The organism is Streptomyces sparsogenes, from assembly GCF_001704635.1.
In the GTDB taxonomy this organism is placed as follows: Bacteria; Actinomycetota; Actinomycetes; order Streptomycetales; family Streptomycetaceae; genus Streptomyces; species Streptomyces sparsogenes.
In genome coordinates this window covers 1-13,588 of sequence record NZ_MAXF01000136.1, presented here as the reverse complement: position 1 = coordinate 13,588, position 13,588 = coordinate 1, and the positions used below count along the sequence as shown (strand labels likewise).

Below are 13,588 nucleotides of genomic sequence, written 5' to 3'. Positions count from 1 at the left end.
CCACCCGCACGGACGCAGCGCCGCCCTTTTCACGGCCCATCCGGGTGAATACCGACCGTCACCGGCTGCCTCCTCCCCGCGCCCTTCGAGCGCGCCCCCCATGGGTGCCCGCCCGGGGCCGCCTCCGTCCCTGGACTTCGGGCCGGGGAGCAGGTCAACCTACGCCCATGCGTATTCTCCTGGTCGAAGACGACGACCGGCTGGCGGCGGCGCTGACCGCCACCCTCGACCGGCTGGGGCACCAGGTCGCCCGCGCCGGGCGCGGGGACGACGCCCTGCGGCTCAAGGACGGCGCCGACTTCGTCCTGCTCGACCTGGGCCTGCCCGACATGGACGGCCTGGAGGCGCTGCGCCGGCTGCGCCGCGCCTCCGCCGTCCCGGTCATCGTGCTCACCGCCAGGTCGGAGGAGCGGGATGTGCTGCGCGGCCTGCGCGGCGGCGCCGACGACTACCTCGTCAAGCCGTTCCGCACGGCCGAGCTGGTGGCCCGCATGGAGGCCGTCGTACGGCGGGGCACCCGCCCGCTGCCCGCGCCCGGCCCGGTGGTGGCCGTGGGCGGGGTCCGCATCGACCTGGCCGCCCGGCAGCTGGAGGTGGACGGCCGGCCGGTCGCCCTCACCCGCCGGGAGTTCGACGTGCTGGCCCTGCTGGCCCGCGAGCCCGGGGTGGTCCGCAGCCGGGAGGAGATCCTGGACGCGGTGTGGGGGGACCTGCTGCTGTCGGCCTCCCGCTCGCTGGACGTGCACATCGCCGGGATCCGCTCCAAGAGCGGCTGCCCGTGGCTGGTGGAGACGCTGCGCGGCACCGGATACCGCCTGGGAAGCGGCGGATGCAGCTGAGGATCCTGAGCGTCTACACCGTGCTCATCGCCTGCCTGGTGACCGCGCTCGCCGTGCCCTTCTCCCTCGCGTACTCCTCGCACCGCACCGGCCGGCTGCTGCTGGAGCGGCGCGCGGACGCCACCCGCTTCGCCGAACTGGCCGACCAGGCGATCCGCGACGGGGACACCTCCGGGCTGGTCCAGGAGGTGTCCCGCTACCACCGGCTGTACGGCACCGCGGTGGAGATCCGCGACCGGGACGGCAAGCGGGTGGCGGGCGGCGGGGCCTGGGCCGAGGACCCCGCCGAGCGCGCGCTGTCCGGCCGCACCACCGCCGGCCTGCCCCTGGTCACCCCCTTCGGCCCCGCCTCGGCCCGGGTCGCGGAGCCGGTGGGCCGGGACGCGCAGGTCTTCGGCGTGGTGGTGATGAAGGTGTCCACGGCGGCGGCCCGGCGCGATGTCACGCTGGTCTGGGCCGCCATCGCGGCCGGCTCGGCGGTCGCCGTGCTCTGCGCCCTGATCGCCGCCCGCAGGCTGGCGCGGTGGATCCTGCGCCCGGTGACCGAACTGGACCTCACCACCCGCGCCATCGCCGAGGGCAGGATGGACGCCCGGGTGCGCGACGGCGGCCGCGGCCCGGCCGAGCTGCGGCTCCTGGAGCGCCGCTTCAACACGATGGCCGACGCCGTCTCGGCCGCCCTGGAGCGGCAGCGCGCCTTCGTCGCGGACGCCTCCCACGAGCTGCGCACCCCGCTGACCGTGCTGTCCCTGCGGCTGGAGAACCTGGAGCCGCACCTGACAAAGGAGGGCTCCGAGGAGTTCGCCGAGGCCCTGGCCGAGGTGGACCGGCTCGGACGGCTCACCGAGGACCTGCTGGAGCTCGCCCGGGTCGAGGCCGGCACGGCGGCGCCCGAACCGATCACCCTGGCGGCGCTGCGGGAGCGGCTGGCCATCTGGCACGACGTCTACGCGGCACGCGAGCTGACCCTGGCCGTGGAGCTGGACGAGCCGGGCCCGGCCACCGCCCCGCTGCCCGCAGCGGCCGCCCGGATCGCGGACATCGCCCTGGACAACGCGGCGAAGTTCGTGCCCCCGGGCGGCACGGTCACGGTCCGTCTGGAGGGGCGCGTGCTGCGGATCGCCGACGACGGCCCCGGGCTCGCGGCCGAGCAGCTCGACGCGGCCCTGGGCCGCTTCTGGCGCTCTCCCGGCCACGGCAACGTCCCCGGCAGCGGGCTCGGCCTGGCCATCGCCTCGGAGCTGGCCCGCGCCGCCGACTGCGAACTGGCCCTGCGGCCCGCCACGCCGCACGGCCTCGTCGTCGAGGTGCGGCTGCCCGAGGCCGTGGCCTGATCCCGGAGTTCCGGTCACGCGGGGGCCGCCCGCCGTATCGTGGCGGTCGATCCACCACGTCCCACTCGGCACCACCGCCCCGAACGGAGACGCACATGGATACGCTGCCCACTGCCTCCGGCCAGCACGACGTCGCTGGTGACCTTGCGCCCTTCCCGCAGGCCCTCATCGACACCTTCCGCGCCCGGCCCGGGTCGCCCGCCTTCGAACACCGCTCGCGCACCCTCTCCCGCGGCGAGGTCCTGGAGTTGATCGGCCGGTGCGCCGACGGGCTGCGGGCGGCGGGGCTCGGGCCGGGGCGGTCGGTGGCGGTGGCCACCGATGTGACGCCCGAGGGGTTCGCGGTGCACGTGGCCGCGTATCTGGTGGGCTGCCGGGTGACGGGGCTGAAGCCCGGAATGACCCCGGCACATCTGGCATACGTCCTCTCCGCCGGCATCGACGCCCTCGTGGCCGACGAGACCGGCGCCACCCCGGAGCTGCTGGAGGCGGCGCACCGCGTGAAGGTGCTGCGGCTGGGGCCGGATCTCCTGGACGCCCATCCGGTGGCCGAAGGAGAGCTGACCGCCCAGGGCCGCCCCGACGACATCGCCATGGTGACGCTGACCAGCGGCAGCACCGGACGGCCCAAGGGCTGTGCGCAGACCTACCGGTCGCTCACGCTCAACTGGTCCTGGCAGCCAGCGAGATGGACCGAGCGGACCGCGCGGCTGGCCGCGGGCTACGGCCGGTTTCTGCTCTTCGGCACCCTGACCAGCGCGGTGATGTTCGAGCACCTCGGGCTGTGCCTGCTGGGCGGCGGCACCGCCGTCATCCCCGAACCGCCCCTGGAGTTCCCCCAGCTCTTCGAGCGCCACCGGATCACCGCGTGCCTGATGACCGTTCCCCGGCTGCACCACGTACTCGACGTGCTGCGCACAGAAACCGAAAGCGTCGAAAGCGCCCGACGCACCGACACCAGCAGCCTCGAGGTGCTGCTCGTGGCCGGGTCCCCACTCGCCCCGCACCGGCTCGCGGAGGCGGTGCGGCGGCTGGGCCGCGCGGTCCACCAGGGGTACGGGCAGACGGAGACCGGCATGCTCACGCTGCTCGCCCCGGACGACATGGCCGAGTGGCCGGACCAGGTGTACGACTCGGTGGGCCGGGCGTGGTCCGGTGTGGAGATCGGCATCCGCGACCCCGAGGGGCTGCCGGTGCCCGTCGGGACCGTCGGCGAGATATGGGTGCGCACCGACTCCGCGATGGCGGGCTACTGGAACGACGAGGAGCAGACCCGGGAGGTGCTGCGGTCGGGGTGGGTGCGCACCCGCGACGTGGGACACCTGGACGACCGCGGCTTTCTGCGGCTCACCGGACGCGCCCGGGACGTGGTCATCATCAACGCGATCGTGCACTACGCCGGGGCGATCGAACGTGCGCTGGCGGCCCACTCCGATGTCGACGAGGCGTATGTGGTGGGCGCGCCCGACGAGTCCACCGGCGAGGCCGCGTACGCCTTCGTCGTACCGGCCGAGGGCCGCACGCCGGACCTCGCGGCGTTGCGCGCCCTCGTCACGGGGGAGTTGGGGGAGGCGAGCGTCCCGGCCACCATCACCGTCATCGCACAGGTGCCGCTGGCGCCGAGCGGCAAGCCGGACAAGCGGGCGCTGATGTCCCGGGTGTCCCCGCCGCTTGAGACGCCGTGACGGCGCGGTGCCGCCCCTTGCCTCGTGACCCGCCTCCCTGGTGCCCCCGCGACGAGGGCGGCGCTCAGCCCACTGTCGGCACCGCCTCCTCCGCCGTACCACTCGGCTCCCCGGCCGCCCGGGCTCTGGCGTCCCGGCGGTCCAGCCAGCTGAGCACCGGGACCGTCATGACCGTGGTCACCAGGGCGACCAGGACCAGCGCGGCGAACAGCTCATCGCCGACGATGCCCTCCGACAGCCCGATGTTGAGGGCGATGAGCTGCATGAGCCCGCGCGCGTTCATCAGGGCGCCCACCCTGACCGCCACCGGGCCCGGCTCCCCGCACGCCTTGGCGGCCGCCCAGCAGCCGCCGAACTTGCCGAGCGAGGCGAGGAGCACGCAGGCCGCGCCGAAAGTCATCACGGCCGGATCGGAGAACACGTCGAAGCGGGTGTTGAGACCCGAGTAGGTGAAGAACATCGGCACGAACACCACCTGGGTCACCCCCTGGACACGGCGCACCATCCGCTCGGACGCCTCGTGGCGGGGCATGGCCAGCCCGACGCAGAACGCCCCGAAGACCGCGTACAGCTGGATGATGTCGGTGAACCAGGCGCCGCAGAACAGCACGGCGACCGTGAACAGCAGCCGGGTCTCCTCGCTGAGGCCCGGCCTGGTCACGATCCAGGCGAGCAGCCGCCGTCCCAGCAGGAACAGGACAGCGACGAAGAGCAGCGAACCGCCCACCGCCTTGACGACGGGCCCGGTCTTCTCCGAGGCCACGCTCAGCACCCCGGCGAGCATGAGCCAGGCGGCCGCGTCATCGGTGGCCCCCGAGGCGAGGGACAGCGAGCCGTGCCGGGTCCCGGCCAGTCCCCGCTCGGTGATGATGCGGGCCAGCATGGGAAAGGCGGTGATGGCGAGGGCGACCCCGACGAAGGCCGCGGTCACCCAGACCGAGACCCCGTCGACGAAGATGTCGACATGGCCATGGGACACGAAGGTCAGCCCCACGCCCAGCAGCAGCGGGATCACCACCCCCGCGGCGGAGACCGCCACGGCGGTTCCGGCCAGTCGGCGCCCCGCGTGGGCCCGGAATTCGTATCCGGCGTGGAACATCAGGGCCACCAGGCCGATCTGGCCGACCACGTAGAGCACCGGCTTCAGTTCCGGCGGGAAGACCGCGTCCGACGCGTCCGGCGCCAGCAGCCCGAAGAGGGACGGGCCGAGCACCACGCCGGCGATCATCTCCCCGACCACCGGCGGCTGCCCGAACCGGCCTACCGCCAGCACCACCAGGCGGCAGGTCAGCAGGATCACCACGGCGGCGATGAAGAACTTCGGGGCGAGCTCGGTGGGGGTCATCGTCTCCTCTCCTCCTCATCGGTTGCGGCGACGACCCGGCCGGCTGAGTCGCCGGGCGCCGTGGCGAAGTAGTGACGGCACAGCCCCTGGCGCCGGGCGTCCCACACCATGTAGCCGCCGAGCACCAGTTGGGTGAGGCTGCGCGGGATCGCCGCCCACCGGTCGCCCAGCCGCATTCCGGCGAGTCTGGCCGCCCGCCCGACCGGTCCCCATGTCCTCGCGTCCGTCCGGCCGGCCCGTGGGATCAGCAGACAGGGGCCACGGTTGGGCAGCGACCGGGTGTGCTCGGCCGAGGACGCCAGCCGGAACCGGCGCAGCACCTCCTCGGCCGCGACGCGCATGGTCAGGACGGCGAAGCCGCGTGCCGGGCAGGGCCGGTTGGCGGTCACGCCGAACGGGATGAAGCGGGTGGGCCTGGTGTCCGCGGACAGCCAGCGACCGGGGTCGAACCGCTGGTGGTCGGGGACTCCCGAGCGCTGGTACTCGGGGTAGTTGAACAGCAGGACCGAGCCCGCCGGGATCGGGGGTCTCCCGGCGCGGGGGATCTCGCCGGTCGTGATGCGGTGGGCCACCCCGAAGAGCGGGAAGTGCTGGAGCGTCTCGTTGATGACGTGGTCCAGGTAGTCGGCGTCCGCCGCGCCGGTCAGCAGGCGGTCCTGGACGGACCGGTGCGAGGCGAGGGCCAGCAGCAGATGGGCCATCGCCTCCGAGGTCTGCACCACGGCGGTGTTGAAGAACGTGCCCTGCAGGTAGTACGCCCGCTCCCGCTGGGTGAGCAGAGACGGCAGCGGCACCGGCGGGGGCGCGCTCGCCAGCCGCCCGCGCAGATACGCGGTGAGCCGGCGGCGCCGGTCCATATGGCGCAGTCCGGTGCACTTCAGGGCGCTGACCACGTCATCGGCGTTGGCCACGATCATGTCCCTGACATGCCGTGGGCACGGTTCGCGGAAGACCACCTCGTAGTAGACCTCGGCCCACACCGGCATCATCAGATCGCGCAGTCTCACCCGGCGCGCCCGGGCACCGGACGCGCCGTCGCATCCGTCAGGTCCGTCTGGTCCGTCGAGTTCGTCGAGCACCCGCCGGGTGCAACGGGCGACGAGCTCGGTCCACTGGTCCCGGGAGAGTCCGGCCAGGATCTGCCGGGTCGTCCTGGCCACGTCGTTGTAGCGCGGGCCGGGCTCCAGATGCTCCTGGTGGACCTCGGGACCGGGGGCGAGCCAGTACCAGAACAGATCGGACAGCGCGGCGCCCTGGCTGCGGCCGTTCGCCGCCGGATGCCCGTAGACCTGCTTGAACTCCTCGACGGGCACCTCGAGGCCCGGCACCGGTATCCCCTCCTCCCCGTTGATCCGGGCGAAGAGGCGCACCCGCAGATCGATCACCAGCCGGGGCAGCCAGTACGGCAGGCTGGCCGTCAGGCCCACGGCCGCCGCCGCGGCGGCCGGCCGCCTCATGCCGCTCATGCCCCTCCCTCCCGCTCAGTGTGGGCCGACGCGGGTCCCCAGGCGGGTGCGCGCACCAGGTCCGGGGGGAGGCCCCGCACCCCGGAGGCGCCGCACAACGCCAGGGCGTGGTCCAGCTCCTCGCGGAACAGCTCCAGCAGCCGCCGTACGCCCTTCTCCCCGCCCGCGGCCAGGGCCCACATCACCGGTCGGCCGATGCCCACGGCACAAGCGCCGAGCGCCAGCGCCTTGACCACATCGGTGCCCCGCCGCACCCCGCCGTCGAGCACGATCGGGATCCGGCCGGCGACCGCCGCGGCGATCTCGGGAAGGAGTTCGACCGTGGCGGGCACGGTGTCCAGCTGCCGGCCCCCGTGGTTGGACAGCAGCAGACCGTCGACCCCGTGGCGCACCGCCAGCCTGGCGTCCTCGGGGTGCAGGGCGCCCTTGAGCAGGATCGGGAGCGAGGTGGTCCCGCGCAGCCAGTCGATGTGCTCCCAGGAGATCACCGGGGACATGGCGATCGGGTGCACCCGCCCGCCCTCGCGCGGATCGACCATGTGCTCGCAGCGCAGTCCTGGCGGCAGATCGAGGAAACCGTTGCGCAGGTCCCGCTCATGGGCGCCGCGCACCGGGGAGTCCACGGTGACCACCAGGGCCGCGCACCCGGCGTCGGTGGCCCGCCGTACCAGGGCTTCGGTGAACCCCAGGTCGGGCTGGATGTAGAGCTGGAACCACAGCGGCGGCGGATCGCCGTGCTCACCGGCCTCGCGGGCGGCCGCCGCGATGTCCTCCACCGCCACCGTGGAGGCCATGCTCACGATCATGATGGCTCCGGCGGCCGCGGCGGCCCGTGCGGTGGCCGCTTCCCCTTCCTCGTCGACCAGTTTGTGGAAGGCGGTCGGCGAGAGCAGGACCGGCGTCCGCGCACGGCTGCCGAGCACGCTGATGTCCAGCGCCCTTTCGGCGCTGCCACGCAACACCCTGGGCAGCAGCCGCAGCCGCCGGAACGCCTCTTCATTGGCCCGTACGGTGATCTCGTCCCCCGCTCCCCCGGCGATGAAGTCGGCGTGGACGGGATCGATTCTCATCCGGGCGGCGGTTTCGAAGTCCTGGACGGTCATCAGCATGGGGGGTGTCACCGCCCCGCGCCGGCGGGTCCCGGATCCAGCTCACGGGCGAAGAACGCGACGAGCGGGGCGTGGTGGACCTCCGGGTGGTTCCAGTCGTTCTCCAGGTTCTCCGCCATGTGGTGGGTGCCGAGGAGTTCGCCGTCGCGGAAGTGGCGGATCACCGGATGCAGATACGCGGCGTCGAAGGCGCCCTCGACCGAGTTCTGCGCCGTCCGCCGCACCGTGATGTCGAAGGGGTCCACCTTGTCGTGGTCGGGGCCGTACTCCAGGGTGATGGTGAAGTAGTCGGCCCCCACGGTGGCGGGGCTGCCGTGGGCATAGGCGACCGGCACCTCCTCGTGGTAGCGGCTCTGTTCGCCGGCCGCCGTGACCAGCAGATCCCCGATCACCTCGAACTGCTGCCACAGCGCGGAGCTGCGGTTGACCCGCGCCACCACGGCGTCCGCGAGCGCGGCCGGATCAGTGGCGACCGGCTGGTGCGGCCAGGGCCGGTCGTGGTGGCGTTCGTCGAGGATGCGGCTCAGCGCGCGCACGGCGTAGCGGAATCCATGGATGAAGCCGTTGGTGGACTTCTTGAAGTCGCGCTGCTGGCTGAGGGTGCCGGCGAAGTACAGACCAGGCACGTTGACCGACTCGTAGGCCGGCGTGAGGGCGGCGAAGCGGTCGTTGATGACCAGCTCCGGGCGGCACTCGGGGTCGAACGGTGAGGCGTCGAAGCGGAAGCCGGTGCACACGATGACCCGGTCGTAGACCAGATCCTTCACGACCTCGTCCGCCCGGGAGAAGCTGAAGCGCACGCGGTACCGGCCGTCGCCCGGGTCCTTGTCGATCGACAGCACATTGCCGTCGAGCAGGGCGTTCAGCGACTTGAGCTGGTAGGTGTCCAGAAAGTTGTTGTTGACGGCGCGCAGATGGCCCACGTAGTGCGTGTTCCAGGCCAGCCGGATGGAGTGCGGCCCGGCCACATGGATCACGGCGGCCGTCTCGACGAGGTTGTCGGCCGTCTCCAGCGCGGAGTTGCCCTTGCCGAGGATCAGAACGCGCTGGTCGATGAAGTCGTCGGGGTCCACCGATACGACGGAGTAGTCCTCGGCGGCCTCGATGCCGGGCACGTCGGGGATGTAGGGGCGGCTCACTCCGGTGGCCATCACCACCCGACGGCTGCGGTGGTCCCGGCCGTGCTGATCGGTGACGGTGAATCCGTCGTCGGTGCGGCGGATCCGCACCGCCCGGGTGTCATGGACGATGTCGAGGTCGAAGGCCTTGGCGAAGTCGCCCAGGTAGCGCACGTAGTCGTCGGCCTGCGGAAAGTAGCGCCTGGTGTAGCGGGTGAAAAGGAGCTCGGGGTCCGGGGACAGCAGGGAGTTCCAGTCCATCCGGAGGTTCAGCTCGGGGTCGTCGGTGCCGTTGTGCACCTTGTTGATGGAGATCAGCTGGCGGTGGCGGGGAAACGTCCGGAAGAACGTGCCCGGCCCGGATCCGGCTTCCAGGATCCGGTAGCGGTGCCCCGCCGCCTGTAAGAGCTGTCCGAGCTGGAGTCCGGCGGGGCCGCCGCCGATGACGAGGTAGTCAAGAGAGTCGTGAGAGTCGTTGTGCACAGTGCCTTCCTTCCAGGAGCGCGATGCCATGGGAAAGCCGTCACAATTTTTCCTTTAAGTCTCAACAACCACTTTAGTGAGAGTCAGTCACTTCCAGCAATATCGAAAACAGGCCAGTGCCAGCGGCACGCCACGACACCGCGGGCCCCGGCCCGCTCAGCCGTAGACCGCGCGGTAGTACGCCGCCGCCCCCGGGTGCAGCGGCACCGTGCCGGTGTTGATGGCGTACCGCTCGTCGAGCCGGCTGCCGGGGGCGTCCGGGACCGGGAGGCGGCCGCGGGCCTCGAAGAGGACGCCGGTCACGGCGCGGGCCGTGTCGTCGGCGAGGCCGGTGCGGCAGACCAGATAGCTGGGGGTGGCGACGGTCGCGACCGGGGCGCGCAGGCCGTACACCCCGGCGGGGATGGAGACGCTCTCGTAGACGGGGCCGTGCTCGCGGCGCAGCGCCGGAGCCAGGCCGCCGAGCGGGACGAGACGGACGGGGCGGCGGCGGGCCAGCCGTGCGATGGCCCGGGTCGGCGCGCCGCCGGACCAGAAGAACGCGGCCACCTCCCGCCTGGTCAGCGCCGCGATGGACTCGTCGAGGCCCAGCCGTACGGAGTGGACGCGGCGTACGCCCGCGGCGGCGAGCACCCGGCCGGCGGTCACCGAGGTGCCGGACTCGGCCGCGCCGAGGGACACCGTGCGCCCGGCGAGTTGGCCCGGCTCCTCGATCGGCGAGTCGGCGGGCACGACGAGATGGAGGTAGTTGAGGTAGAGCCGGGCGAGCGCGGCGACGGGCGCGGGGCCGGGGAAGATGCCGCGTCCCGCGGTGGCGTCGGCCGCGCTGTCCGCGAGGGCCAGGGCCAGGTCGGCCCGGTCGTCGCCCAGCATGCGCAGGTTCTCCACGCTCGCCGCGGTGGTGAGCACGCGTACCGTGAGCCGGTCGTGGGCCCGGTGCACCTCGTCGGCCAGCCGGCTGCCGAAGATCGCGTACGGTCCGCCCCGAGGGCCGGTGGCCAGCCGGACCCGGCCGGCGGGGCCGTCGCCGGCGCATCCCTGGAGGGGGCCCGCCGCGAGGGCGCAGCCCGCCGTGAGGGTCAGCAGACGGCGGCGTGGAAGGGCGGGCACCCGGTCATGCTAACGACGCCGGGGCGGGCGGGAACGGGCAGGCCGGGGCGGTGGCGGGCAGGAAGGGGCAGGCCGGGGCGGCCGGACAGACGCACCCAGGCCGGAGAGGCTCAGACCCGGGCCGAGCAGGCCGGGGCGGCTCAGACCAGGGAGGTGAGCTGGGCCCACACCACCCGGCCGCCGTTCAGCCCGGGGCGGTCCCCCCAGGCCGCGGCCATGGCCCGGACCAGCGCGAGCCCCCGCCCGCCCTCGTCCTCCGCGCTCGCCTGGCGCGGGGCCGGTCCGGCGGATCCGCCGCCCTGGTCGGCCACCTCGACGTACAGCGTCCGGGGCGCCTCCGCCCGCAGGACGCAGAGGATCTGTTCGCTGCCGGTGTGGACGAGGGCGTTGGTGAACAGCTCGGACATCACCAGCTCCGCCGCGTCGCAGACGTCCTCGCAGAATCCCCAGACCGGCACCCGGGAGCGGACCCGGCGGCGGGCGGCGGCCACCGACGCGCCCAGCGCGGGCAGCTGGAACCTCTCCTGGCGGACCCCGGCGTCGAATCCGCCGAGGAGCAGCGGGCGGGCCATCGTCATGCGTTGAGGCAGTGCCACGGCCGTTCGCCTTCCGTCTACCGGTGGGGGGTTCGATGCCGCAAGTCGGCGACGTGCCAGCCCCTTTGGGACCGGTCACCCTCTCACTATCGATGCTGTACACGTCAGTTGGCAAGCGGCGTTCTGCAAAATGCAGAATAGCGAGAGCACTCTGTTCGGGTTCATCCCGAGCGTGGCACACTGAGGCCCACAAGACCGTCCGAGGAGGTAAGGCGTGGGTGAAGCGCGGTCTGCCCCGACCGTCGGGCAGATGGTCCTCGGCATGCGCCTGCGGGTCCTTCGCGAGAAAGCCGGCGTCGGCTACGACGAGGCCGCCAGAGCGCTGCACGTCAACCAGACGACGGTGCGCAGGATGGAGAAGGCCGAGGTCGGCCTCAAACTCCCCTACGTCGAGAAGCTGTTGCAGACCTACGGGGTCGACCAGGAGGAGATCGAGACCTTCCTCTCCCTGGCCGAGGACGCCAACAGACCCGGCTGGTGGCATCGCTTCCGCGATGTCCTGCCGGACTGGTTCAGCCTCTATGTGAGCCTCGAGGGAGCGGCCAGCCGCATCCGCGCGTACGAGCCCCACTTCATCCCCGGACTGCTGCAGACCGAAGACTACGCACGGGCGCTGCTGAGCATCGGATTCCCGCAGGCCGACCCCGAGGAACTCGACCGGCGGGTCGCCCTGCGGATGGAGCGTCAAGAACTGCTCAACCGACCCGACGGACCTCATCTGTGGGTCGTGATGGACGAGCCGGTGTTCCGCCTGCCCATCGGCGGACCGGACGTCATGCGCGCGCAGATCGACCGCCTCATCGAGGCCATCCAGATGCCGAACGTCACCTTGCAGGTGGTGCCGTTCGCCGCCGGACCGCACCCGGGCATGGGCGGACCGTTCCAGCTCTTCCGGTTCCAGATCCCGGAACTGCCGGACATCGTCTATGTCGAGGGACTGACCGGGGCCGGCTATCTCGACGAACGCGCGGACGTGGCCGCCTACTTGGAGGCCCTCGACCGAATGGGCACCCAGGCCACACCGGCGCGGCGCACGGAGGCCTTCCTCCGTGAGATTCGCAAGGAGCTCTGACCGTGGATCAGGTGGATCACATTTACAACGGCATGCCGGCCAAGCACCTCGGTGCCGAAGGCTGGCGCAAGCCCTGGAGCGGCCCGAACGGCGGCGCCTGCGTCGAGGTCATGAAGCTGAGCGACGGCCGCGTGGCGCTGCGCCAGTCGACCGACCCCGACGGCCCCGCGCTGATCTACACCCCCCTCGAGATCGAGAAGTTCATCCAGGGCGCCAAGGCCGGTGCCGCGGACTTCCTCCTCACCCGTACAGAACCGAACCTGACCACCTCGGCGGGTACCGCAGCAGAACGGAGGGCCGCATGAGCGAGCGCCATCTCGCCCCCGGCCGGATCGACACCACCAAACCGCACCCGGCCCGGATGTACGACTACTACCTGGGCGGCAAGGACCACTACGAGGTGGACGCGGAGGCCGCCGCCAAGGTGATGGCCGTCCATCCGACCGTCAGGCTCAACGCCCACGTCAACCGGGGCTTCATCCACCGGGCGACCCGCTGGCTGGCGGGCGAGGCGGGGATCAGGCAGTTCCTCGACATCGGCACCGGCATCCCCACCGAGCCCAACCTCCACCAGGTCGCCCAGAGCGTCGCCCCCGACGCCCGCGTCGTCTACACCGACAACGACCCCATCGTGCTGGCCTACGCCCAGGCCCTGCTGAACGGCACCCCCGAGGGGCGTACCGCCTATGTCGAGGCCGATGTGCGCGAGCCGCGAAAGATCATGACGGCTCCGGAGCTGCTGGAGACGCTCGACCTCGACCGGCCGGTGGCCCTGTCGGTCAACGCGCTCTTCCACTTCATCCCGGAGGAGGCGAAGCCGTACGAGATCATCCGCGAGCTGATGGACCCCCTCCCCTCGGGCAGCTTTCTGATGCTCTCGCACTCCACCCACGACTTCTCGGCGGACACCTGGCAGAAGGTCATCGCGGTCTACAAGGAGAACGGGATCCCCTTCATCACCCGCTCCAAGGACGAGGTCGCGGGCTTCTTCGAGGGCATGGAACTCGTCGACCCGGGCGTCTCGGAGCCGCACCACTGGAAGCCGGACGCCGATGAGCGTCCCGGGGACATTCGCAGCGCGGACATATCGATGTGGGCGGGGGTCGCACGCAAGCCATGAACACGATGAACATCGACACCACCAAGCCGCACTCGGCGCGGATGTACGACTACTACCTCGGCGGCAAGGACCACTACCAGGTCGACGAGGAGGCCGCCGCCCATGTCATCGCGGTCTTCCCGGGCATCAAGACCTGTGCCAGGGAGAACCGTTCCTTCATGCACCGGGCGACCCGCTGGCTGGCGGGCGAGGCGGGGATCAGGCAGTTCCTCGACATCGGCACCGGCATCCCCACCGAGCCCAACCTTCACCAGGTCGCCCAGAGCGTCGCCCCCGACGCCCGTGTGGTGTACGCCGACAACCATCGTGCT

At 72.1% G+C, this 13,588-nt stretch carries 13 protein-coding genes; 7 read left to right on the top strand and 6 right to left on the bottom strand.

Annotated features, from left to right (window positions below; all coding sequences use genetic code 11):
• The first annotated feature begins 167 nt into the window (after positions 1-167).
• The 3 genes from BBH68_RS28045 to BBH68_RS28035 all read left to right on the top strand — a co-directional run bounded on the left by BBH68_RS28045 (position 168) and on the right by BBH68_RS28035 (position 3,858).
• Positions 168-839, top strand: coding sequence for a response regulator transcription factor (locus BBH68_RS28045; RefSeq protein WP_065966497.1), 672 nt, complete (start codon positions 168-170; stop codon positions 837-839).
• Positions 830-2,173 (top strand): sensor histidine kinase, encoded by a 1,344-nt coding sequence (locus BBH68_RS28040; RefSeq protein WP_065966496.1) that lies wholly within the window; start codon positions 830-832, stop codon positions 2,171-2,173. The genes BBH68_RS28045 and BBH68_RS28040 overlap by 10 nt, the downstream gene beginning before the upstream one ends.
• 95 nt (positions 2,174-2,268) lie before the next feature.
• Complete coding sequence (locus BBH68_RS28035) at positions 2,269-3,858, top strand: class I adenylate-forming enzyme family protein (RefSeq protein ID WP_076972107.1); 1,590 nt, start codon at positions 2,269-2,271, stop codon at positions 3,856-3,858.
• A gap of 64 nt (positions 3,859-3,922) precedes the next feature.
• On the opposite strand, the gene BBH68_RS28030 is transcribed toward BBH68_RS28035, so the two are convergent.
• From BBH68_RS28030 to BBH68_RS28005, 6 genes are all read right to left on the bottom strand, one after another.
• Positions 3,923-5,203, bottom strand: a complete 1,281-nt coding sequence (locus tag BBH68_RS28030; RefSeq protein ID WP_065966495.1) for a cation:proton antiporter — start codon at positions 5,201-5,203, stop codon at positions 3,923-3,925.
• The gene (locus tag BBH68_RS28025; protein WP_065966494.1) at positions 5,200-6,669 is read right to left on the bottom strand and encodes a cytochrome P450; all 1,470 of its coding nucleotides are present in this window, start codon (positions 6,667-6,669) and stop codon (positions 5,200-5,202) included. The genes BBH68_RS28030 and BBH68_RS28025 overlap by 4 nt, the downstream gene beginning before the upstream one ends.
• Positions 6,666-7,778 (bottom strand): alpha-hydroxy acid oxidase, encoded by a 1,113-nt coding sequence (locus tag BBH68_RS28020; protein ID WP_065966493.1) that lies wholly within the window; start codon positions 7,776-7,778, stop codon positions 6,666-6,668. Before BBH68_RS28020 ends, BBH68_RS28025 begins: the two co-directional genes overlap by 4 nt.
• An 8-nt stretch (positions 7,779-7,786) precedes the next feature.
• Positions 7,787-9,409, bottom strand: a complete 1,623-nt coding sequence (locus BBH68_RS28015) for an NAD(P)-binding domain-containing protein (protein ID WP_065966492.1) — start codon at positions 9,407-9,409, stop codon at positions 7,787-7,789.
• Positions 9,410-9,535: 126 nt separating this feature from the next.
• On the bottom strand, positions 9,536-10,489 hold the full coding sequence (locus tag BBH68_RS28010) for a TAXI family TRAP transporter solute-binding subunit (RefSeq protein ID WP_079151236.1): 954 nt from the start codon (positions 10,487-10,489) through the stop codon (positions 9,536-9,538).
• Positions 10,490-10,629: 140 nt separating this feature from the next.
• A complete protein-coding gene (locus BBH68_RS28005) occupies positions 10,630-11,085 on the bottom strand; it encodes an ATP-binding protein (RefSeq protein ID WP_245738344.1) in 456 nt (151 codons plus the stop codon).
• 214 nt (positions 11,086-11,299) lie between these two features.
• On the opposite strand from BBH68_RS28005, the gene BBH68_RS28000 reads away from it, so the two are divergent.
• From BBH68_RS28000 to BBH68_RS27985, 4 genes are all read left to right on the top strand, one after another.
• On the top strand, positions 11,300-12,157 hold the full coding sequence (locus BBH68_RS28000; RefSeq protein ID WP_065966490.1) for a helix-turn-helix domain-containing protein: 858 nt from the start codon (positions 11,300-11,302) through the stop codon (positions 12,155-12,157).
• 32 nt (positions 12,158-12,189) lie between these two features.
• Complete coding sequence (locus tag BBH68_RS27995) at positions 12,190-12,462, top strand: DUF397 domain-containing protein (RefSeq protein WP_065966686.1); 273 nt, start codon at positions 12,190-12,192, stop codon at positions 12,460-12,462.
• A complete protein-coding gene (locus tag BBH68_RS27990) occupies positions 12,459-13,277 on the top strand; it encodes an SAM-dependent methyltransferase (RefSeq protein ID WP_065966489.1) in 819 nt (272 codons plus the stop codon). Before BBH68_RS27995 ends, BBH68_RS27990 begins: the two co-directional genes overlap by 4 nt.
• On the top strand, positions 13,274-13,588 hold a 315-nt coding region (locus BBH68_RS27985), incomplete at its 3' end, for an SAM-dependent methyltransferase (RefSeq protein ID WP_174589105.1). The genes BBH68_RS27990 and BBH68_RS27985, both read left to right, overlap by 4 nt.

Excerpts from the sequence above, each read along its gene's own strand:
- BBH68_RS27995 (WP_065966686.1), top strand. The coding sequence starts at position 12,190 with ATGCCGGCCAAGCACCTCGGTGCCGAAGGCTGGCGCAAGCCCTGGAGC.
- BBH68_RS27990 (WP_065966489.1), top strand. The coding sequence starts at position 12,459 with ATGAGCGAGCGCCATCTCGCCCCCGGCCGGATCGACACCACCAAACCG.
- BBH68_RS28020 (WP_065966493.1), bottom strand. The coding sequence starts at position 7,778 with ATGCTGATGACCGTCCAGGACTTCGAAACCGCCGCCCGGATGAGAATC.
- BBH68_RS28015 (WP_065966492.1), bottom strand. The coding sequence starts at position 9,409 with ATGGCATCGCGCTCCTGGAAGGAAGGCACTGTGCACAACGACTCTCAC.
- BBH68_RS28025 (WP_065966494.1), bottom strand. The coding sequence starts at position 6,669 with ATGAGCGGCATGAGGCGGCCGGCCGCCGCGGCGGCGGCCGTGGGCCTG.
- BBH68_RS28035 (WP_076972107.1), top strand. The coding sequence starts at position 2,269 with ATGGATACGCTGCCCACTGCCTCCGGCCAGCACGACGTCGCTGGTGAC.
- BBH68_RS28040 (WP_065966496.1), top strand. The coding sequence starts at position 830 with ATGCAGCTGAGGATCCTGAGCGTCTACACCGTGCTCATCGCCTGCCTG.
- BBH68_RS28030 (WP_065966495.1), bottom strand. The coding sequence starts at position 5,203 with ATGACCCCCACCGAGCTCGCCCCGAAGTTCTTCATCGCCGCCGTGGTG.
- BBH68_RS28045 (WP_065966497.1), top strand. The coding sequence starts at position 168 with ATGCGTATTCTCCTGGTCGAAGACGACGACCGGCTGGCGGCGGCGCTG.